Consider the following 19,628-nt stretch of genomic DNA (forward strand, 5'->3'; position numbering starts at 1 on the left):
TCTGTGGATTGGGCGGGGGCCAGGCTGGGTAGGTGTCCCTGATCACGTCCACGGGACGTCTCGGATGCCGGACACTCGTGAATGCGTTCACAAGCGCAGATAGACTTTATGGGTCCCTGGGGGTCGCCCGACGCCCCGCCGGCCCGTCCGTAGAAGGATCGCACCTGTGAACAAGCCCGTTGTCCTGGTCGCAGAGGAGTTGTCCGAGGCCGGCTTGGCCGTGCTCGGAGCGGACTTCGAGGTCCGCCACACCGACGGAGCCGACCGCTCGAAGTTCCTCCCCGCCCTCGCAGAAGCCGACGCGCTGATCGTGCGCAGCGCCACCCAGGTCGACGCCGAGGCGCTGACCCACGCCCCGAGGCTCCGGGTCGTCGCCCGGGCCGGCGTCGGTCTGGACAACGTCGACGTCGAGGCCGCCACCAAGGCCGGCGTCATGGTCGTCAACGCGCCCACCTCCAACATCACCAGCGCGGCCGAGCACACGGTCGCCCTCATCCTCGCCACCGCGCGCAACGTCGCGCAAGGCCACACGGCCCTCAAGGGCGGCGAGTGGAAGCGCTCCAAGTACACCGGCATCGAGCTCGACGAGAAGGTCATCGGCATCCTCGGCCTCGGCCGCATCGGGCAGCTCGTGGCCCAGCGCCTCCAGCCGTTCGGCGTCGAGCTGATCGCCTACGACCCCTACCTGCAGCCGGCCCGCGCCGCGCAGATGGGCGTGCGCCTCGTGTCGCTGGAGGAGGTCCTCCAGCAGGCCGACTTCATCACCGTGCACCTGCCGAAGTCCAAGGAGACCCTCGGTCTCATCGGCGACCGCGAGCTCCACACGGTCAAGCCGTCCGTCCGCATCGTCAACGTCGCCCGGGGCGGCATCGTCGACGAGAACGCGCTCTACTCCGCGCTCAAGGAGGGACGCGTGGCCGGGGCGGGCCTCGACGTGTTCTCCAAGGAGCCCTGCGTCGACAGCCCGCTGTTCGAGCTGGACAACGTCGTCGTGACCCCGCACCTCGGCGCCTCCACCCACGAGGCGCAGGAGAAGGCCGGCACCCAGGTGGCGCGCAGCGTCAAGCTGGCCCTCGCAGGCGAGTTCGTGCCCGACGCGGTCAACGTGCAGGGCGGCGCGGTCGCCGAGGACGTCAAGCCGGGTCTGCCGCTCGCCGAGAAGCTCGGCCGGGTCTTCACCGCCCTCGCCGGCGAGGTGGCGGCCAAGCTCGACGTCGAGATCCGGGGCGAGATCGCCTCGCAGGACGTCCGGGTGCTGGAGCTCGCCGCGCTCAAGGGCGTCTTCACCGACGTGGTCGAGGACTCGGTGACCTACGTCAACGCCCCGCTGCTGGCCAAGGACCGCGGAGTCGAGGTGGAGCTCGTCACGAGCTCCGACAGCCCCGACTGGCGCAACCTCGTGACCGTGCGCGGCGTGCTGGCCGACGGCCGCACCGTCTCGGTGTCGGGCACGCTGTCCGGCCCGCGCCAGGTGCAGAAGATCGTCGAGGTCAACGGCTTCGCGATGGAGATCGAGCCGACCGAGCACCTCGCCTTCCTGTCCTACTCCGACAGGCCGGGCATCGTCGGCATCGTGGGCCGCATTCTCGGTGAGCACTCGATCAACATCGCCTCGATGCAGGTCTCCCGGGACGAGAAGGGCGGCAGGGCGCTCATCGGGCTCACCGTCGACACGGCCATCGCGCCCGAGATCGTCGCTCAGATCGCCGGTGAGATCGGCGCCGACAGCGGTCGCACGGTCGACCTCGCCGACTGATCATCAGGCTTGTCGGACGGCCGTCTCCCCCCGCGTGAGGGGAGGCGGCCGTCGTCATGTGCGAGCGTTGGCCGTCTCATCATGCGAGATGCTAGGACATCCAATGAGATTGCATGTTACCGTGAGTGTGCAATCAATGGCACTAACGTGGTGACGGGCGTCGACAGCCGCCCTGCCACTGGGGCACGACGACCCGGACACTCCCCGGATCCTCGCTTCACTCGGCGCCCACCCACGCGACCGCGTGAGTCCCGATCGCCACCGTGTGCGTGCGGCGGCCCCACATGGGCCTGCCCGGCGCCGCCACGGTGCCCCGCCCCCCGATGATGTGCCGTCCCCCGGATCGCGCGTGCCCGCGCGCTCCCATCACGCTGCATTGGACTAGGCATGTACGAGATGTATTCCTGGAACACCACCGACGACCACCGCGACGAGGCCGCCGACGCGGTCCAGGCGGCGCTCGACCTCCGCGACAACGGGGGCGTCCCCAGCCGCTGACCCGCTTTCCCCCTTCCTCGGTGCCGCGGCCAGGGACCCCGATGATGTCCCGGTGTTTCAGTCCTGGCCGCTCGCCGAGGCGGCCAGCGCGAGCGCGCCGTACAGCGGCGCGTCGTCGACGAAGCGCGCCGCCACGATCTCCGGCGGGAACGGCACCGCTGCTGTGACCGCGGCCGTCAAGGTGGGCACGATCCTGCGGGCGGCGCCCATCATGCCGCCGCCGACCACGACGCGCTCGGGGTCGATCATCACGCAGAGGTTGGCCACCGCCATCGCGAGGGCTCCGATCGCCTGGTTGAGCAGCCCCTCCACCCGTTCGTCGCCGCCGCGGGCGAACAGTTCCGAGGCGGTGACGGGCCGCCCGAGCAGCGCCGTACCGCGGTCGCCGAGCGCTCGGCCCGAGATGAACTCCTCAAGGGGCGCGTGCCCCGCGGAGAAGCCCAGCTCGCCGGGTTGTCTCAGCAGGTAGCCGATCTCGCCGGACGCGCCGTGCGCTCCCGAGACGACCCTTCCATTGACGATCATCGCTGAGGCCAGGCCGGTGCCGAGGTTCAGGTAGAGGCCGGTGGAGACCCCGCGCAACGCGCCCCAGCGCAGTTCGGCCGAGGCCGCCGCCTTGACGTCGTTGTCGATGGCGACCGGGGTGCCCCTGAACTCTTGGTGGAGCAGCCGGGGAAGCTCCAAACCCTCCCAGCCCGGGACGGCCGGGGCGAGCCTCACCCGGTCACCGCGCACAACCCCGAACGTGGACACGCCAATCGCGCGTAGCCCGTCGACGCCGTTGACCAGATCGCTCGCGGCGGCGAAACACCGCTTCACCACCTGCCGGGCTCCCTGGGAGGCGAGCGTGGGGAGGCGCACCCAGCCGACGGGCTGATCGACCTTGTCCACGTGTGCGACGGCAAGTGCGATCTTGGTGCCGCCGAAGTCGATCCCGAGAACGTGGTCTTGGTTCATGTGACAGAGCCTTTGCGTGCGAGGGGATCGATGGCGGCCATCAGCAGGATGTCGTCGGCACCTGAATTTCGCTTGACGGCGGCTGACCGACTCGTCGCACGTGTCTGATGTCTGTGTCGCATGTGTGTGGAGTGATGCGGGGGACGATGGGGAGGTCCTGAGTTGAACGTTCCATCGGGATGTCGTCCATCCGGTCGAGGTGTCGGCGTTCGGCGCCGCCGGCGGTCTCGCGGAGGAGGCTGCGGTCCGGGAAGTCGGTCGAGTCTGTGGAGTTGCCGAGCCGCTGGAGATCCTGAGGGAGGGGGGTCGGCCCTCACGTCGCCGGTGAAGTCACCGCCGCCGCGGGATCTGGCCGGAACGGCCGCCGCAGTGAGCGGTACGGCAAGCCATCGTCGGCGCAACGTGGAAGTCCTTTCGTTAAGGTTGGGGGCTTTCCCTATTTTGGTAAGAAAGGTAATTTACTACCCGGAGCTTGGCTAGCTCTTTGTTGAGATCGCCTAGGTCGTTTGCGGGAGGCGTCACGGTGCGGACAAGGTCAGACCAGCTCGGCAATCCACGGTTTCTGCGGGTGATGAACGAGCGGCTGCTCCTTGACCACCTGCTCGCCGGCGGGCCGACCTCCAGAGCCGACCTGGCCAAGATCACCGGTCTTTCCAAGCCCACCGTGTCCGCGGCCCTGGCCGGCCTTGAGGAAGGCGGTCTCGTCCACCTCGCCGGCAGGGAACTCGGCCGCCCCGGCCCGGTCACCTCGCTCTACGACATCACCGCCGACGCCGCCCACGTCGCCGGCATCGACATAGGGCGCGACTGGATCCGCGTCGCCGTGGCCGACCTCCGCGGTCGCTTCGTCGGCCGCCGGGACGGCGGCAACCCGGCCAGAGACGGCGAGGAGCTGGTGTCGCGCGTCAGGGAACTCGCCCACGCCGCCGCCGCCGACGCCGGACTCGACTGGACCTCCGTCGCCACCGCCGTCGTCGGCAGCCCCGGGGTCTACGACCGCGAAGCCGCCCGGCTCGTCTTCGCCCCCAACCTCCCCGGCTGGGAGGGCGCCGGCCTGGTCGACAGGCTCAAGGCCGCCCTGGAGGTCGACACCGTCATCGAGAACGACATCAACCTCGCCGCCGTCGGCGAACACGCGTACGGCGTGGGCCAGGGCAAGGCCAACTTCGCCCTCGTGTCGATCGGCACCGGCGTCGGCATGGGCATCGTCGTCAACGGCGAGCTCTACGTGGGAGCCCGCGGCGCCGCCGGCGAGGTCTCCTTCCTCCCCGCCTCTGAACCCGCCGGCGGCGACCTCGCCGCCGACCGCGACGTCCTGCGCCACGGCCTCACCGAATCGGCCGCCGCCGCCTCCGGAGTCGTGCGCGCCGCCCGCGCCGCCGGACTCGACCTGTCCACCGCCAAGGAGATCTTCGAGGCCGCCGCCGAAGGCGACCCCGTCGCCCTGTCGGTCGTCGAAGCCGAAGGCCGCCGCGTGGGCGGCCTCATCGTGGCCGTCGCGGCCGTACTCGACCCCGAACTGGTCGTGCTGGCCGGGGGCGTCGGCCGCAACCTCGACCTGTTCGGCGACGCCATCCAACGCCGGTTCGCCGAACTCGGCCCCCTGCGCCCCACCGTCGTCGCCAGCACCCTCGGTGACAGCGGTGTCCTCCTCGGCGCCGTGGCCCGCGCCCTCTCGGCGGCCTGGAACCGCATCCTCGACAGCCGCCAGGCGGGGGTCGCCGGTCTCGCCAGGTAGTACGGCAACCGCCCGACTCGTCCGAATGTTGAGATCGGTGTTCGGCACCCGAGACGGACCGGTAGGGTACGCCCATGCAGGATTCACGCGACATCCGTCTGGCGGTCATCCCCGGTGACGGCATCGGCACCGAGGTCGTCGCCGAAGGGCTCAAGGTCCTCGATGCGGCTGGGATCAAACTGGAGACCACCGGCTACGATCTGGGTGCCAAGCGCTACCACGCCAGCGGGGAGACGCTCCCCGACGCGGTGCTGGAGGAGCTCAGAGGCTACGACGCCATCCTGCTCGGCGCGGTCGGCGACCCGAGCGTGCCGCCGGGCGTTCTGGAGCGCGACCTGCTGCTCAAGCTCCGCTTCGAGCTCGACCACTACGTGAACCTCCGCCCGGTCAAGCTGTTCCCCGGCGTCGAGACCCCGCTCGGTGGGGCCAAGCCCGCCGACATCGACATGGTCGTCGTGCGCGAAGGCACCGAGGGCCCCTACGCGGGGGCCGGAGGCGTGCTGCGCAAGGGCACGCCCCACGAGATCGCCACGCAGGAGTCGCTCAACACCGCCTACGGCGTCGAGCGGGTCGTCCGCTACGCGTTCGAGAAGGCGCAGAGCCGGCCGCGCAAGAAGCTCACGCTGGTCCACAAGACCAACGTGCTGACCTACGCGGGCGACCTGTGGGCACGGGTGACCGACCTGGTCGCCCCCGAGTTCCCCGAGGTCACCGTCGACTACTGCCACGTCGACGCCGCCTCCATGTTCTTCGTCAACCAGCCTGAGCGCTTCGACGTGGTCGTCACCGACAACCTGTTCGGCGACATCCTCACCGACATCGGCGCCGCCATCGCCGGCGGCATCGGCCTCGCCGCCAGCGGCAACGTCAACCCCGACCGCACCGCCCCCAGCATGTTCGAGCCGGTCCACGGCTCCGCCCCCGACATCGCGGGCCAGGGCAAGGCCGACCCCACGGCCACGATCCTGTCGGTCGCGATGCTCCTCGACCACCTCGGCCTGGCCGCGGAGGCCGCCCGCATCGAGCAGGCCGTCGCAGGAGACCTGCTCGACCGGCGCGGCGTCTCCGCCGCCCGTTCCACGCGGGAGATCGGCGACGACATCGCCGCGCGAGTAGCCGGCTAAGGCCGCCACAAGCTCGACGCGCCCGGCGGTCCCCACAACGGACCGCCGGGCTTTCGTGTTTTCTCACACCTGTACCTCAGGTGTCTTTTGTCCACCCGCACCTACGAGCACGGCGGGTTTTGTGTACCCGCACCTGCCATCGCTCCTGGTGATGCAGTAGTTTCCGGTTACCTGATCCATCGCAGAATGGACATAGGGCCCCAAGTAAGAGAAGGATTAGCGCCATGACGTCCGCTCCCCAGCTCAGCTTCGATGTGCAGCTCAACGCGAACGGCCGCACCCCGGCCGAGCGGGAGCAGGTGCTGGCGAACCCCGGTTTCGGCCAGACCTTTACCGATCACATGATCTCGGTCGATTACACCGAGGGGCGGGGGTGGCACGATGCAGGGCTCGTGCCGTACGCTCCCTTGACGCTCGACCCGGCCACGGCGGTCTTCCACTACGCGCAGGAGTTCTTCGAAGGGCTCAAGGCGTATCGGCAGGGGAACGGGTCCGTTGTCTCGTTCCGGCCTTATGCCAACGCGGCGAGGTTCAACCTGTCGGCCCAGCGCATGGCCATGCCGGAGCTGCCGGAGTCGGTGTTCGTCGAGTCGCTTGAACTGCTCGTGCAGACCGACCGCGAGTGGGTGCCGACCACCGAAGGCCACAGCCTCTACCTGCGGCCCTTCATGATCGCCACGCAGGTCGGGCTCGGGGTGAACTACCCGTCCAAGACCTACAGGTATCTCGCCATCGCCTCCCCGGCGGCGTCCTACTTCAGCGGCGGCGTCACCCCCGTCTCCGTGTGGCTGTCCACCGAATACACCCGCGCGGCCCCCGGCGGCACCGGCGCCGCCAAGTGCGGCGGAAACTACGCCGCTGCCTTCGTCGCCCAGCGCCAGGCCGTCGCGCAGGGCTGCGACCAGGTCGTGTGGCTCGACTCCCACGAGCACCGCTGGGTCGAGGAGATGGGCGGCATGAACCTGTTCTTCGTGCGCGGCGACAAGCTCTTCACGCCCGCCCTCACCGGCACCCTGCTGCCCGGCATCACCCGGGACTCCATCCTCACCCTCGCCGCCGAGCTCGGCCTCAAAGCCGAGGAAGGCCGCCTGTCGATCGAGGAGTGGCAGAGCGGCTGCGAATCCGGCGAGATCTCCGAGGTCTTCGCCTGCGGCACCGCCGCCGTCGTCACCCCCGTCGGCTCCGTGAAGGGCGCCGACCGCGCCTGGACCGTCGGCGACGGCACCCCCGGCCCCGTCACCCTCAAGGTCCGCGAAGAGCTCGTCGGCATCCAGTACGGCACCCGCCCCGACACGCACAACTGGATCCACAAGATCTGCTAAGCGTCCCGTTCGGCGGCTCCACCTGGCCCGGCTCGATCACCGGGCCAGGTCCAACACCATCGCCGCATTGTGCTGATTACTCCTGGAACACGTCGGTCTCCAGTGTGAGGTCGAACGGCTTTGGAAGCCTGAGAGCCTCTCCCAGGCGCACTTTGGTCTCATGGGTGTAGCCGACCGAGCTCGGATGGCTGAGTAGCCTCGCCTGGCCTTGACGCGGGTCGATGACCAGGTAGAGCGGCACGCCCGCCGCGCTGTAACGGGCCGGCTTGACGACATGGTCGTCGTTTTCGCTGCTTGGCGACACCACCTCGGTCACGAGCAGTGTGCAGTCCGCGTGGATGTGGTTGGAGTCCCACAGACGCGGCGGGTCGGGAATCACTATGAGGTCGGGCTGGTAGCGATCCATCTGCGTCGAGAGGAACAGGCTGGTCTCCATATAGAGCTTCCACGACCGCTCGGCCAGTATGGGGACGAGCTGCATCATGAGGTAATACACGACATCGGAGTGCTTGATCGTGGGCAACTCCCTCACCACGATCCGGCCGTCGATGATCTCGACTCGGCGGTCTGACCACAGCTCGCAGGTTTTCTGGTAGCGCTCGTGGAGATCGTTGAGGTCCGCATGCATGTGTGCCGCCTCAGGTCGGTCCAACACCCTTGCCATGAGCACATCATTCCCTCCGCTCGGCTTCGCTCACCGTGCTTTCGCCACGACAGAACGTAGCCGAACGGAGGCCGCCGCCGTCCCGGCTTTACGAACTTTTCGCTAGTGCTTTCGAATCAGGGTGAGGCCGTCGGCGATGGGGAGCATCACGCTGGTGACCCGGTCGTCGTGGAACACCATGTCGTTGAACTCGCGCATGATCCGCGTGGTCTCCTCGCCATCGAGGGGATCGGCCACCCGTCCGCCCCAGAGGGTGTTGTCCACGAGGATGAGGCCGCCGGGGCTGAGGTGCGGCATGACGAGGTCGTAGTAGGTCTGGTAGTTCGGCTTGTCGGCGTCGATGAAGACGAGGTCGACGTTGTGCTGCACGGGGAGATCGCGCAGTGATTCGGCGGCGGGGCCGATGCGCAGCTCGATGCGGTCGGACAGACCGGCCTTCTCCCAGTGGCGCTGGGCGATGGAGGTCCACTCCTCGCTGACGTCGAAGCAGGTGAGCCGGCCGCCGGGTCCGAGGCCGCGCGCCAGGCAGATGGCGGAGTAGCCGGTGAAGGTGCCGATCTCGATCACGTTCCTGGCATAGCTGAGCTGGGTGATCATCGTCAGGAACCGGCCCTCGTCAGGCGTGATCTGCATCACGGCCTGATCCCCGGCGGCCTCTCGGGTTTCGAGGATGAGGTTTTCGAGGACGTCGTCCGGCTGGGTGGTGTGGGCGTAGAGGTACCGTCCGACGGCAGGATCGAGGTAGGGCGCTTTCATGTCCGACATTGTGGTCCCGTCCTGCTCAGGGAGCCCGGCGACACTTCGGAGTCTCGGATCCTGAGATCGATGTGCCAGATGCTGAGGAGCTGTGGCAGACTGCAAGGCACCATGAACTACGGTCTGCTCATTATTGGCAGGCGCGTCGGCACGTAACAGGACAACGCCGACGCGCAGACCTCTCACGTCCGTGAGGGGTCTTTTGTTTTTCGGGGAAGTCTCAACCCCCGGTGCGCGCGGCTCACCAGCAAAGACCCGCGAAGGAGACCCGAAGAGATGGCCGACGACAGATTCCACGTATACGACACCACTCTGCGTGACGGAGCACAGCAGGAGGGCCTCAACCTCACGGTGGCCGACAAGCTCGCTGTAGCGCGGCTCATGGACAGTCTGGGCGTCGGCTTCATCGAAGGGGGCTGGCCGGGCGCCAACCCCAAGGACACAGAGTTCTTCCGGCGGGCTCAGACCGAGCTCGACCTGAAGCACGCGCAGCTCGCAGCGTTCGGCGCGACCCGCCGAGCGGGCGTGAAGGCAGCCGACGACCCGTTGGTGGCCGCCTTGCGCGAATCCGCCGCGCCGGTCGTGACCCTTGTCGCCAAGAGCCACGACCGGCACGTGGAGCTGGCCCTCCGCACGAGTCTCCAGGAGAACCTCGCGATGATCCGCGACACGGTTTCTCACCTTCGTGCGGAGGGACAGCGAGTCTTCCTCGACGCCGAGCACTTCTTCGACGGCTACAAGCGCAACCCAGATTACGCGCTTGAGGTCGTGCGCACGGCAGCGGAGGCCGGGGCCGACGTGGTCGTGCTGTGCGACACCAACGGCGGCATGCTCCCCGACGAACTCGGCGAGATCGTCAGCGCCACCGCGGCCGTCGGCGCGCGGCTCGGCATCCACTGCCACGACGACACCGGCTGCGCCGTCGCGAACTCGATGGCGGCGGTGAAAGCGGGAGCCACCCACGTGCAGGGCTGCGCCAACAACTACGGCGAGCGCGCCGGTAACGCCAACCTTTTCACGGTCCTGGCGAACCTCCAGCTCAAGTGGGGTTACGACCTCGTGCCGCCGGCCGCCCTGGCCGACATGACCCGCATCGCCCACGCCATCAGCGAGATCACCAACGTCACCCCCAACTCCCACGCGCCCTACACCGGCGTCTCCGCCTTCGCGCACAAGGCCGGCCTCCACGCCTCCGCGATCAAGGTCGACCCCAACCTCTACCAGCACATCGACCCGGCACTGGTCGGCAACGACATGCGCATGCTGGTCTCCGACATGGCCGGCCGCGCCTCCGTCGAACTCAAAGGCCGCGAACTCGGCTACGAGCTGACCTCCGACCAGTCGCGCAACCTCGTCGAACACGTCAAGGGGCTGGAGGCCAAGGGCTACACCTTCGAAGCCGCCGACGCCTCCTTCGAGCTCCTGCTGCGCGACACCGTCAACGGCGAGCGCAAACGCCACTTCTCCGTGGAGTCCTGGCGCGTCATCGTCGAACGCCGCCCCGACGGCGAAGTGGTCGGCGAGGCCACCGTCAAACTCCACGCCAAGGGCGAGCGCATCATCGCCACCGGCGAAGGCAACGGCCCCGTCAATGCGCTCGACCGCGCCGTCCGCCACGCCCTGGAGACGATCTACCCGGAGCTCGCCGCGCTGGAGCTGATCGACTACAAGGTTCGCATCCTGGAAGGCACCCACGGCACCGAGGCCGTCACACGCGTCCTCATCACCTCCAGCGACGCCACCGGCGAATGGGCCACCGTCGGCGTCGACGAAAACATCATCGAAGCCTCCTGGCAAGCCCTTGAGCAGGCCGTCACTTACGGCCTCCTCCGCGCCGGCCACGACCTCACCTAACCTCTCCCCGGTCGGCCATCTCTCGCGTTCCCAGGCCACACCGGGAACGCGAGAGGGCGGGACCACTTCACCGGCCCACGCCGGACATGCCGTACGGCAAAAGCCAAGGACGATGCGCCTGGCAGGTAAGAGGTCGGCGGGGCGACGGTGGAAAGGGCTCTTCGAAAGGCCACTGGCGGTGCTCTAAGAGCAACGCGGCTATCCAGGGCATCACCAGCGCCGACCTGTTCGCACGCCCGGACAGCGTAGGGTGGAGGCGGTGGATTGCAGCAGACCTCCCGGGGAGAATGCACTACCGGAGGTTTACTGCAAGACACTGCCGGATCCCAGGGTCTACCTGGCTCGTGAGCTGGGCCTTTACCATGGGGTTCTCATCGCCCCTACGAGGGGATTGCACCCCTCTGCCACGGCGGGCTGATTGTTCGATTGGGCCGGGCTAGTGGCCAGGCTGTCTGGGTGTTTGGCCCCTTTGGTGGGCCATATGCTTGGATGTGGCCAGGTTGGTGGGTTGGCCTCCGGGGCTGTTGGCCTGTCCGGGAGTGCGAGGGAAGACACCGGATCAAGAGCCCCCTCGCCGCGCGCCGAAGGCGCGCAATTAAACACAGGGCGGCCAAGCTCTGGGACCCGGTGAAGCCGGGAGGCCGGTTGCCCGTGGGCCAGGCCGCCTTGGGAGACCGACTTTTCGGGATTTGTCCATCCGGCCCGAACCATCCCTCGCGGGACTTACCTGCGCGCGGCCGAGTCGGCGGCCTGGCCGTTCGGGTGTCCGGCCGTGTTGGCGGGCCAGCTGTTTGGGTGTTGGCCGGTCTGATGGGCCATGTGCGGGGAGACGGCCAGGCCAAGCTGTAAGTCAGCTCCCCTTCCAGCACATGCGATCAGGCAACCCAAGGCCAAAGGCTGACCCGTGAATCCCGGGTCAGCCTTCCCATGATCTACGTCACGTCATCCGTGAGCTGCAACGCTCCGGCCGCCACTCCACAACTCCGAAGCGTGGTAGGCAAAGCGGTCGAATAGGCCGTCATCCTGGCATCGTCGAAGGTGCAGCATGGGCGAGTCGTGTCCCACCAGCCGTGCTAAATGGGGCGTGACCAGCATCTCAGAGTCGAACCTGAACACGCTCATAGCGATGTGTTCGTCGCTGAACCTGGCTTCAACACCAGGCACATCATGCAACGCCTGGATCTCGGCGAGCGTAATCCTGATGCGTGTGGAAACCGTGAGAGGCACATCCTCCACTTCTTCACGACGGCGGGTTACGTCGCTATCTGGGTCGCCGACCAGAAATTGCACCTTGCAACCTTGCTCGGCCTTCCGCCGAAGAACTGTTGCTAGCTTTGGATGTTCTAGCCACAAAAAGTAGTTGGTGTATCCGGCTAGTGTGATTTCCGCCTGAGCGCTCGTGATTAGCGATCTCCAGACCGATTTAGGGCACGCTGACCGGTATGGATAGACCGTTAAGACCTCGCGGTCCGCTCCTGTCTTAACGGAGTGACGGATCGTTTCCGGCCACAGCACGTCGGCATCAACTCCTAGGGCCTCCGCCGCAACCCACCGATGGCGGCGATGCGGGATGCGAGTTTCGTCCTGCATCCAGCGTGCCACCGTCTTGACGTCCACCTCGCATTGGGTGGCAAGTTCGCGAACGTCGACCTTCGCGGCAAGCATGGCGCTGCGCAAGGCTCCGTTGGCCATGGTCTGTCACCTCTGCGGGGTGGGGACGTTCGGGACGTTTCAAACTCTAATCAGGAAACGTCCCAGACGTCTCGGGAATGCGGTGTGATCGTCACCCTGGGTGCATAATCCTCGCTCCATGTCCACACCAGAAATCCTCAGTGACTTGCAAGAGGCATTTCCCGGCTGGTGCATATGGCGCAGCACCGATCGCCGCTTATAGGCCACCCGAAACGGTGAACGACTCACGCAAGAAGATTTCGCTTGTGGGCTCCGACAGGCCCTTGACGCCGATGATGTGAGGACATTGGCCGAGAAACTTCGAAGCCAAGTCAACATCTCATCGGCAACTTAGATGCAGCGGGCTCGCCAGTGGATGCATCCCGACTGAGTGAACCCTTGACCGCACGTGGAGGTGCGATCCGTGATGAACCTTACGGTCCTAAGACCGGTGAGAGGCGTATGTGCCTCGAAGGCCCTGCGGCCGTACGCCGAGGCGCTGAGGTCTCGGCAGGCGGTGGTACATGAAGAGGGTCATCGGCTGTTGGTGCGGTCGGCCTGCGGGGTGGCGGCGACGGTGGGCGTCGTTGAGACCTCGGCATGGAACGGGCAGAAGCTGCACTTCCTCGTCCGCCAGACTCATCCGCTGCCTAAAGAGTGGGTCGTCCCGGTGGAGACCTTCGCCAAGCTCCTCACCAAGGACCCGCTGGCGCTTCCCGGCCTACTTCCTTACGGCAGGGAGTCGCTGTGATCACGCTTGATGAGGTTCGGCTTGTCGCCGATCTCGGTCTGAAGGCCGTTGCCCAGGGTGCAGACGGTCGGGTGCCGGTGCTGGTCGCAGTGGATGAGCTGGCGTATGTGCAGGCGGAGGGATCGGCGTACCGGGTCGCGTACCAGCACGCTCCGGCCGTCGAGACGGCGGACATCGACAACAAGTTCACCCACTGACCGCGGAGCCGATTCTCATGTCGATTCTTCAGCCACTCCCACGACCCCCTGCCGATACCCAAGGGTTGAGCGATGTGCATCGGGAGCAGGCCCAGGCCATCACCGAGATATGCCAACCTCCCGACCACGCCCTGATCGTCGGGGTCGGAGCTGGACACGGCACCCCCATGGCCTCTGTCATCGCCCTCAACCCCACCTGGCGCGGCATCCAGCTCGAACACGACCCCGACATCGTCGACACCTGGGCCGCCCTCCAGTCCTGCGGCCTGGCCGACCGCTGCGAGATCCGCCGCGCCCACGTCAACCGCCGCCCGCCCCAAGGAGCCCACCTCTACCTGCTCGCCGACGTCTCCCGCTCCGAGCACTGGACCCGCGACCACCTCATCGACCTGCTCGACCCCATCGGCGAGGCCATGCCCCCCGGAGGATGGCTCGCCATCGTCGACACCATGCCCCCGGACCCGCCGCCCGACGACGCCTCCTGCTCCTGCGGCGAGAACGACCCCTGCGAAGACCGCTGCCCCAAGTTCGCCCACCCCCGCCGGCCCCTGCCCGGCACCAAGTGGAGCCTGGCCGACTACCTCCACATGCTCCACCCCATGCACCTGGAACTCCACCTGGTCAAACCGCTCTCGCACGCCTTCACCCTGCTCGCCCTCCGCAAATCCCGCCACCCCTGACCGTTGCCCGGAAGGCGACCCCGCATGGACCCCCTGGCCCAGCCGCTCTTCTGGCTGCTCTACACCCTCGCCGGCGCGGCCACCAGCGCCCGCATGCTCACCGTCCTCCGCCGCCAGGCCGCCCGCGACCCCGCCACCGCCTGCGACACCTGCCGCAAGCGCACCCTCACCCCGCCCCGTCCTGGCCGCAGGCCAGGCCACCCCCCAAGCCTCCCTCGGCGCCGTGGCCGCCCTCCTCCTCATCGGCGCCCTCTGGTCCGCCTACTGGCCCCTCCTCCTATGGCGCCACTTCACCGGCCCACGCTGCACCTGCCGTACGGCAAAAGCCACGGAACGTTCGCCTGACAGGTAAGGGATCGGCACGCCGGGCTTGCGGCATACGGCCGAAAGGGTTCTTCGAAAGGCCGCAGATGCTTCTCTTAGAGCGACGTGGCTATCCAAGGCGTCGCCGGCGCCGACCAGTTCGCACCCCCGGACAGCGTAGGGTGGAGGCGGTGGATTGCAGCAGACCTCCCGGGGAGAATGCACTACCGGAGGTTCACTGCAAAACACCGCCGGATCCCAGGGTCCACCTGGCTTATGAGCTGGGCCTTTACCATGGGGTTCTCATCGCCCCTACGAGGGATCGCAACCCCTCGGGTCGGGGACATACCGCGCGGGAAGCGTCTCCCGTTCTCATCGCCCCTACGAGGGATCGCAACCACGCAGATCGCATTGTGCGGGCGCTCGTTGCCGACGTTCTCATCGCCCCTACGAGGGATCGCAACGCTCATCGTGGTCCGTGCGTGTGCTTCCCGCGCATGTTCTCATCGCCCCTACGAGGGATCGCAACCGGGAATGGGAGACGATGCCCGCCTCACGGCACAGGTTCTCATCGCCCCTACGAGGGATCGCAACTCATTCCGTTCGTGCTGGGCTGGCTCACACGCAAGGGGTTCTCATCGCCCCTACGAGGGATCGCAACGCAGAGTGCCATCAGTCTGTCATCTCGGCGTCGCGTTCTCATTGCCCCTACGAGGGATCGCAACTCGACGCGGCCGAGTTCGGCGTATTCCGCGTGCTGGTTCTCATCGCCCCTACGAGGGATCGCACGCCTCTGCCACGGCGGGCTGATTGTTTGGTCGGCCGAGTTGCTGGGCTGGCTGTCTGGGTGCTGGCCGCTTTGGTGCGGCGGGCCGAGGTGTCGGGAGTCGGCCCTGTCCCCGTTCAGGAGTCGGTTGGCTTGGGAGTGCGAGGGGGCGCCGGTGCTTGGACTGAGGAGCGTCGGGAGCGTAGCGACCAGAGCGACGAGGGAAAGCACCGGGTTAAGAGCCCCCTCGCCGCGCGCCGAAGGCGCGCAATAAACACAGCCCCCTCGCCGCGACGCGAAGCGTCGCCATCAAACACAGCTCCCGCCATACACGCCTGTCAGGACAGGTTTGCCCCCGAGGCGCGGAAGCTCGCGCTGCCGTTCGCCGTGTTGACCGTGACGCGGTTGCCCGAGCAGGTGACCGATGGGGTGTCGGTGCCGGGGACGACGACGGTGAGCAGGGCCGGGGCGGCGGGGGAGACGACGGCGGCGGCGGGGACCCGCTGCATGTAGGTGGGGGAGACCCAGCCCTGGTAGGGCTTGGTCTGGCCGCGGGCGATGGTCTGTCCGCCGATGGGCTTGCATGTCGGCATGGCGAGCTGCACGAGGCTGGTGGCGAAGTCCTTGTCCTTGAGCACGATCTGGCCGCCCTTGTTGGAGGTGACCTTCAGGGAGGCATCGAAGTGCCACAGGTTGCGGATTTTGGCCCCGGAGGCGGCGGTGTCGAGGACGGCCATGAGGTCTTCGTCGTGGTTGACGAGGACGGAGCGTGTACGGCTGACGCCGTACGCTTTGTCGGTGAGCCGGTAGGTCTGCCTGTCGCGGCCGGTGTCGGCTTTGACGAGGGCTGTCGGGGTCGAGGGGCGTAGGTTGCGGCCGACGACGGTGGGCACGTTGTGGGCTTCGGGGGACATGGTCCACCACCGGTAGGGCGTGTTCTCGTAGGAGTGGAATCCGGTGTCGACGAGGATGTCGCGGCCTTGCGCGTAGTAGGTGACGCCCATGTGGTCTTCGTGGCCGTGGTGTTTTCTGCCGGGGCCGAACCGGAGGGAGTAGAACGCCGACTCGGGTTTGCCCCAGTTCGTACGGCCGTAGGCGTAGCCGGCGGAGCGGAAGAGCTTCACGCGCTCCTTCGGTTCGGCGAAGCCGATGGGGCGCACGTCGGGGGCTCCGTCGCCGATCGGGACCATGAAGCCGTTGGGCTGGGTGGAGTGGGCGATGTAGCTTTCGAGCGCTTTCCAGCGGGTGAGGATGCGGTCCGGCACGGTGCGTCCGCAGTCTTTCATGTTCGTGATGGCGACGTTGAGCCGCTGGTAGACGTAGAGGCCGTAGCGCGGGGCTTGTTCTCTCAGCGCGCCTTGGGGGTCCACGTCGAGTTCGACGGTTTCGATGAGCCGCCGGGTCGCGAGGTTCGACCACGTGTCGCGCTTGTAGCGGCATCCGATGCCGAGCAGGGCGATGTCCTGGTCGATGCCGTGGTTGTGCCCCTTCTCATAGAGCTTGGGGTCGGACAGCATGACGGCGTGTTCGGCGAGGCTGCCGCGCAGCCAGGCGTCTCCCACGTGCTTGCTGAGGCATACGAGGGCGGGCGCGCGAAGCGCGATCGGGTGCTCGGCCCATGCTTGGGCGCTGATGCCGGCGCGGCCTCTCGGGTTGTCCTTCACCCAGTCTTTGGCGACTTCGACGGCTCTGGTCAGGTAGCGCTTTTCGCCTGTCACCTCGTAGTCCGCGACGAGGCGGCCCATCCAGCGCAGCGAGTGGAAGACCATCTCCCAGGAGCGGTTCTTGTACGGGCTCCAGCGCCAGTCGACGTTTTTGCCGACTTTGGCCGCGGGCAGTCCGACGAACGACAGTTCGCCCTTCATCACGTCGGCGGAGGTGGGGGTCGACGGAAGCCAGTCACCTTGGCACTCGGCGGTGCGCTTGCCGGTGGCGTTCGCCGCCTGCGAGGTGGTGAAGGTGCCGGCGCAGGCCAGCGACAGGGCAAGGGTGAGTCCGAGAGCACGTGTGCGGCGACGCACGGGTGGTTCCTTCCGAGTAGAGCAGGATTGCCGGATGAAGCGGCGGATCATGCTCTCGAAGTCACACTAAAACGGTCAAGTCGCTTGAGTAACTGGAGTCACTCGTTACGTGTTGCGACGCCCCAAATCACGCCCAACCGCCCTCGCCGCCCCCATGCGTGTGGCGGGGCGGCGGGGGCGAACGTCACGCCTGCTTGGGGCCCACGCTCTCCACGACCTCGAACGACCAGAGCTCTGAAGCCGTCGCCGCCGGGCCGCCGTGTCCGTGGCCGTGTCCCTGTCCCTGTCCCCCCTGGGCCTGCCCGTGGCCATGGCCCGCCGTCAACGGAGCCGACTCGGTGTCGCCGCCCTTGGTGGCGTGCTCGGCGGCGGCCTGGGCGTGCCCGGCCTGGAACGCTCTGCTGCTCTGCCAGCGCTGGAAGTCCTCTTCGCTGCGCCAGCGGGTGTAGACCAGGTATCGGTCGGTGCCCTCCACTGGACGGAGCAGCTCGAACCACTCGAACCCATCCGAGGACTCGACCATCCCGGCGCGTCCCGCGAATCTGCGCTCAAGCTCTTCGCGCATCTCCGGACCCACCGTCAGCACGTTGATCTTCACGACAGCCATGCGCTGGATTCTGTCACAAGGACACCTCAGGTCACGGTACGGCGTGGCGGGGACCGCCGGGCGAGTGTGACCCGGGTGACGGCGGGGAGGTGGTCGGTGGTCAGAGCCTGACGCGCGTGGGAGAAGGCCACGTCGCCCAGATGCGCGCGAAGCTCGCCGATTCGTGTGTGCTCGTCGGCGACGAGGCGGAGCCGTACTCCGGGGTGGGCGCTCGGGCCCACCAGGCGGACGTGTGCGCTGACAACGTCGGGGTTGGACTGGATGTCCTTGGCGACGGCGTCGGCGATCGCGCCGGGGTCGGCCCTGGTGACGCCTCCGGGGCCCGCCGCCAGCTTGAGCACGCCCAGCGACTCGCTCCGCCCCTGGACGAACAGCCACCGCAGCCCCAGCAGGGCGATCACGATGGCGGCGAGGGCGACCAGCCACCACAGCCACGCCCCCTGGGAGCCGAACAGCTGCCGCACCGGCCCGCCGGCCAGCGGCTCCCCGGCGGGGGCGATGCTCTGCGGCAGCAGCCTGAAGCCTCGGAGCAGCGTGAACAGCCCGAGCGCCGTGAGCGCGAGGCCCGTCAGCAGCAGACCGAGCCGGTTGCCCCGGGCGGTCTTTCTGTCCATTGGCTCACTTCCCTCGGATGTTCACGCGTACGGCATAGCCGCCGATGGCATCGAAGGACTCCAGGCGTTGTGTCACGGCCTGCCGTACTTCCTCCGCCAGTTCACCGGTGTCGTGGAGACGGGTGTGGGCGGTCACGTCGGCCCGGTGGTCGCCGATGGTGACCTTGGCGCGGTCGATCCCCATGACCTCCTCGGCCGCGTGGGCGAGCGAACGGGCGAAGCTCCTGCGGCGCATCCCCATGATCGACTCCGGGTCGCCGGTGTGAAGCGGGACCATGCCGGGCCGCCCCGGTCTGAGGGCGAGCACGATCAGCCAGATGCCGAGCAGTGTCACGATGGCCGCGCCGACGAGCAGCGCCGGGTCCTGCCACGGGGTCGCCGAAGCCCACGCCAGCAGACCCTTGTAGGGGATCCACCGCGCGGGGCTGCCCAACGCCCCTGAGATCACCGCGATCGCCACGAGCGTTCCGATCACCGCCAACAACGCCGCGGTCAGTACGGCGGGAAGCGTACGGCGCGGCCGAAACGCGTGGACCGCCGCCCGGTCGGCCGCCGAGGTCATGACGGCTCCTCTCGGCGGGTGGAACGGGTGGAGACCAGGCCGGGCACGTCGATGTCGACGTGTGCCACCGTCAGGCCGGTGAGCTCGTGTACGCGGTCGGCCACGTGCCGCCGGACGTTCTCGGTGACGGAGCGGATCGGGGCGGGATACCGCACGAGCAGGTCCAGGTGCACGGCCGTCACGTGGCGGTCGACGGAGGCGACGGTGCCGGAGCTCCACTGCATCCGCCCGCGCTCGCGCACCTCGCCGACCCCGTCGACCTGCCTGGCCACATGAGCCGCTATGCGCGACACGACCCGGTCCCGAACGATCGTCTCGCCCCGGATCTCCGGGGGCCTCTCCGAGCGTACGGGCATGGGGGCCGCATGCTCCTCGGCTGAGGTGTTCATCGCCGTCGTGGGCTCAAACCGGACAGATCAACCCCGCCGGTCTCGACGATGCGTCCGACCAGGAAGCCGACCGCGCCGAGCACGAGGACCAGCAGAAACGCCCCGAGGCCGCCGAACGCGGCGGCGACGCCGAGGACGATGCCGACGACCATTCCGGTCACCGACCAGATGGGAGCCTGGTTCATGTCAACCCTCCGATGTGGATGTTCACCGCGCGCTTGCCCGTCAGCGGGGCGACCGCGTCCCGAACCTGGTTCGCGACCTCCGGGAGCGGCCGGTCCCCGGTGACGACGATGGCGATCTCGACCTCGTCGTCCCGTACGGCCACTCCGCTCACCGTCTCGCCGGGGAGGTATGTTGCCACCGCCCCGAACGGCCCACCGGACAGTCCCACGACA

Annotated in this window: 20 protein-coding genes and 1 CRISPR repeat array; of the genes, 9 read left to right on the plus strand and 11 right to left on the minus strand. The window is 67.8% G+C overall.

What is annotated here, in order from left to right; translation table 11 throughout:
* The first annotated feature begins 166 nt into the window (after positions 1 to 166).
* The gene (serA, locus tag BLQ73_RS15490; protein WP_093171163.1) at positions 167 to 1,756 is read left to right on the plus strand and encodes a phosphoglycerate dehydrogenase; all 1,590 of its coding nucleotides are present in this window, start codon (positions 167 to 169) and stop codon (positions 1,754 to 1,756) included.
* 555 nt (positions 1,757 to 2,311) lie between these two features.
* Here serA and BLQ73_RS15495 read toward each other — a convergent pair.
* Positions 2,312 to 3,211 (minus strand): ROK family protein, encoded by a 900-nt coding sequence (locus BLQ73_RS15495; protein WP_093171164.1) that lies wholly within the window; start codon positions 3,209 to 3,211, stop codon positions 2,312 to 2,314.
* 523 nt (positions 3,212 to 3,734) lie between these two features.
* Here BLQ73_RS15495 and BLQ73_RS15500 point away from each other — a divergent pair.
* The 3 genes from BLQ73_RS15500 (at position 3,735) to BLQ73_RS15510 (ending at position 7,395) form a co-directional block, all read left to right on the plus strand.
* The gene (locus BLQ73_RS15500; RefSeq protein WP_218125875.1) at positions 3,735 to 4,949 is read left to right on the plus strand and encodes an ROK family transcriptional regulator; all 1,215 of its coding nucleotides are present in this window, start codon (positions 3,735 to 3,737) and stop codon (positions 4,947 to 4,949) included.
* Positions 4,950 to 5,023: 74 nt separating this feature from the next.
* Positions 5,024 to 6,073, plus strand: a complete 1,050-nt coding sequence (locus BLQ73_RS15505; protein WP_093171166.1) for a 3-isopropylmalate dehydrogenase — start codon at positions 5,024 to 5,026, stop codon at positions 6,071 to 6,073.
* Between the two features lie 224 nt (positions 6,074 to 6,297).
* On the plus strand, positions 6,298 to 7,395 hold the full coding sequence (locus BLQ73_RS15510; RefSeq protein WP_093171167.1) for a branched-chain amino acid aminotransferase: 1,098 nt from the start codon (positions 6,298 to 6,300) through the stop codon (positions 7,393 to 7,395).
* A 76-nt stretch (positions 7,396 to 7,471) separates the two neighbouring features.
* On the opposite strand, the gene BLQ73_RS15515 is transcribed toward BLQ73_RS15510, so the two are convergent.
* Both BLQ73_RS15515 and BLQ73_RS15520 read right to left on the minus strand, forming a co-directional pair.
* Positions 7,472 to 8,023 (minus strand): Uma2 family endonuclease, encoded by a 552-nt coding sequence (locus tag BLQ73_RS15515; protein ID WP_176955471.1) that lies wholly within the window; start codon positions 8,021 to 8,023, stop codon positions 7,472 to 7,474.
* Between the two features lie 138 nt (positions 8,024 to 8,161).
* Positions 8,162 to 8,815, minus strand: coding sequence for an O-methyltransferase (locus tag BLQ73_RS15520; RefSeq protein WP_093171315.1), 654 nt, complete (start codon positions 8,813 to 8,815; stop codon positions 8,162 to 8,164).
* 276 nt (positions 8,816 to 9,091) lie between these two features.
* On the opposite strand from BLQ73_RS15520, the gene cimA reads away from it, so the two are divergent.
* The gene (gene cimA, locus BLQ73_RS15525) at positions 9,092 to 10,669 is read left to right on the plus strand and encodes a citramalate synthase (protein WP_093171169.1); all 1,578 of its coding nucleotides are present in this window, start codon (positions 9,092 to 9,094) and stop codon (positions 10,667 to 10,669) included.
* Positions 10,670 to 11,611: 942 nt separating this feature from the next.
* Here the strand turns inward: cimA and BLQ73_RS15530 are convergent.
* On the minus strand, positions 11,612 to 12,361 hold the full coding sequence (locus BLQ73_RS15530; RefSeq protein ID WP_093171170.1) for a hypothetical protein: 750 nt from the start codon (positions 12,359 to 12,361) through the stop codon (positions 11,612 to 11,614).
* Positions 12,362 to 12,917: 556 nt separating this feature from the next.
* On the opposite strand from BLQ73_RS15530, the gene BLQ73_RS32440 reads away from it, so the two are divergent.
* The 4 genes from BLQ73_RS32440 (at position 12,918) to BLQ73_RS31375 (ending at position 14,313) form a co-directional block, all read left to right on the plus strand.
* Positions 12,918 to 13,091 (plus strand): hypothetical protein, encoded by a 174-nt coding sequence (locus tag BLQ73_RS32440; RefSeq protein ID WP_176955472.1) that lies wholly within the window; start codon positions 12,918 to 12,920, stop codon positions 13,089 to 13,091.
* The gene (locus BLQ73_RS15540; protein WP_093171172.1) at positions 13,088 to 13,288 is read left to right on the plus strand and encodes a hypothetical protein; all 201 of its coding nucleotides are present in this window, start codon (positions 13,088 to 13,090) and stop codon (positions 13,286 to 13,288) included. The genes BLQ73_RS32440 and BLQ73_RS15540 overlap by 4 nt, the downstream gene beginning before the upstream one ends.
* Positions 13,289 to 13,353: 65 nt before the next feature.
* Entirely contained in the window at positions 13,354 to 13,968 is a 615-nt protein-coding gene (locus BLQ73_RS15545; protein ID WP_176955473.1) for a hypothetical protein, read from the plus strand.
* 24 nt (positions 13,969 to 13,992) lie between these two features.
* Positions 13,993 to 14,313 (plus strand): hypothetical protein, encoded by a 321-nt coding sequence (locus BLQ73_RS31375; RefSeq protein WP_143020288.1) that lies wholly within the window; start codon positions 13,993 to 13,995, stop codon positions 14,311 to 14,313.
* Between the two features lie 257 nt (positions 14,314 to 14,570).
* Positions 14,571 to 15,061: a CRISPR direct-repeat array (repeat unit 30 nt; unit sequence GTTCTCATCGCCCCTACGAGGGATCGCAAC).
* A gap of 314 nt (positions 15,062 to 15,375) precedes the next feature.
* Here BLQ73_RS31375 and BLQ73_RS15550 read toward each other — a convergent pair.
* From BLQ73_RS15550 to BLQ73_RS15580, 7 genes are all read right to left on the minus strand, one after another.
* Entirely contained in the window at positions 15,376 to 17,058 is a 1,683-nt protein-coding gene (locus BLQ73_RS15550) for a heparinase II/III domain-containing protein (RefSeq protein ID WP_245691107.1), read from the minus strand.
* Between the two features lie 184 nt (positions 17,059 to 17,242).
* Entirely contained in the window at positions 17,243 to 17,665 is a 423-nt protein-coding gene (locus tag BLQ73_RS15555; RefSeq protein WP_093171175.1) for an antibiotic biosynthesis monooxygenase family protein, read from the minus strand.
* Between the two features lie 26 nt (positions 17,666 to 17,691).
* On the minus strand, positions 17,692 to 18,279 hold the full coding sequence (locus BLQ73_RS15560; protein WP_093171176.1) for an Asp23/Gls24 family envelope stress response protein: 588 nt from the start codon (positions 18,277 to 18,279) through the stop codon (positions 17,692 to 17,694).
* A gap of 4 nt (positions 18,280 to 18,283) precedes the next feature.
* Complete coding sequence (locus BLQ73_RS15565; protein ID WP_093171177.1) at positions 18,284 to 18,841, minus strand: DUF6286 domain-containing protein; 558 nt, start codon at positions 18,839 to 18,841, stop codon at positions 18,284 to 18,286.
* Positions 18,838 to 19,197 (minus strand): Asp23/Gls24 family envelope stress response protein, encoded by a 360-nt coding sequence (locus BLQ73_RS15570; RefSeq protein WP_093171316.1) that lies wholly within the window; start codon positions 19,195 to 19,197, stop codon positions 18,838 to 18,840. The genes BLQ73_RS15565 and BLQ73_RS15570 overlap by 4 nt, the downstream gene beginning before the upstream one ends.
* A gap of 29 nt (positions 19,198 to 19,226) precedes the next feature.
* Entirely contained in the window at positions 19,227 to 19,415 is a 189-nt protein-coding gene (locus BLQ73_RS15575; protein WP_093171178.1) for a hypothetical protein, read from the minus strand.
* Positions 19,412 to 19,594, minus strand: coding sequence for a hypothetical protein (locus BLQ73_RS15580; protein ID WP_245691108.1), 183 nt, complete (start codon positions 19,592 to 19,594; stop codon positions 19,412 to 19,414). The genes BLQ73_RS15575 and BLQ73_RS15580 overlap by 4 nt, the downstream gene beginning before the upstream one ends.
* Positions 19,595 to 19,628: the final 34 nt, after the last annotated feature.

Origin of the sequence: Sinosporangium album, from assembly GCF_900100605.1 — a bacterium.
In the GTDB taxonomy this organism is placed as follows: Bacteria; Actinomycetota; Actinomycetes; order Streptosporangiales; family Streptosporangiaceae; genus Sinosporangium; species Sinosporangium album.

What these genes read in the sequence shown, in the direction of transcription:
- BLQ73_RS15555 (WP_093171175.1), bottom strand. Translation starts at nt 17,665, where the DNA reads ATGGCTGTCGTGAAGATCAACGTGCTGACGGTGGGTCCGGAGATGCGC.
- BLQ73_RS15520 (WP_093171315.1), bottom strand. Translation starts at nt 8,815, where the DNA reads ATGAAAGCGCCCTACCTCGATCCTGCCGTCGGACGGTACCTCTACGCC.
- BLQ73_RS15560 (WP_093171176.1), bottom strand. Translation starts at nt 18,279, where the DNA reads ATGGACAGAAAGACCGCCCGGGGCAACCGGCTCGGTCTGCTGCTGACG.
- BLQ73_RS15565 (WP_093171177.1), bottom strand. Translation starts at nt 18,841, where the DNA reads ATGACCTCGGCGGCCGACCGGGCGGCGGTCCACGCGTTTCGGCCGCGC.
- BLQ73_RS15530 (WP_093171170.1), bottom strand. Translation starts at nt 12,361, where the DNA reads ATGGCCAACGGAGCCTTGCGCAGCGCCATGCTTGCCGCGAAGGTCGAC.
- BLQ73_RS15515 (WP_176955471.1), bottom strand. Translation starts at nt 8,023, where the DNA reads ATGCATGCGGACCTCAACGATCTCCACGAGCGCTACCAGAAAACCTGC.
- BLQ73_RS15510 (WP_093171167.1), top strand. Translation starts at nt 6,298, where the DNA reads ATGACGTCCGCTCCCCAGCTCAGCTTCGATGTGCAGCTCAACGCGAAC.
- BLQ73_RS15570 (WP_093171316.1), bottom strand. Translation starts at nt 19,197, where the DNA reads ATGCCCGTACGCTCGGAGAGGCCCCCGGAGATCCGGGGCGAGACGATC.
- BLQ73_RS15575 (WP_093171178.1), bottom strand. Translation starts at nt 19,415, where the DNA reads ATGAACCAGGCTCCCATCTGGTCGGTGACCGGAATGGTCGTCGGCATC.
- BLQ73_RS15495 (WP_093171164.1), bottom strand. Translation starts at nt 3,211, where the DNA reads ATGAACCAAGACCACGTTCTCGGGATCGACTTCGGCGGCACCAAGATC.
- BLQ73_RS15505 (WP_093171166.1), top strand. Translation starts at nt 5,024, where the DNA reads ATGCAGGATTCACGCGACATCCGTCTGGCGGTCATCCCCGGTGACGGC.
- BLQ73_RS31375 (WP_143020288.1), top strand. Translation starts at nt 13,993, where the DNA reads ATGGACCCCCTGGCCCAGCCGCTCTTCTGGCTGCTCTACACCCTCGCC.
- cimA (WP_093171169.1), top strand. Translation starts at nt 9,092, where the DNA reads ATGGCCGACGACAGATTCCACGTATACGACACCACTCTGCGTGACGGA.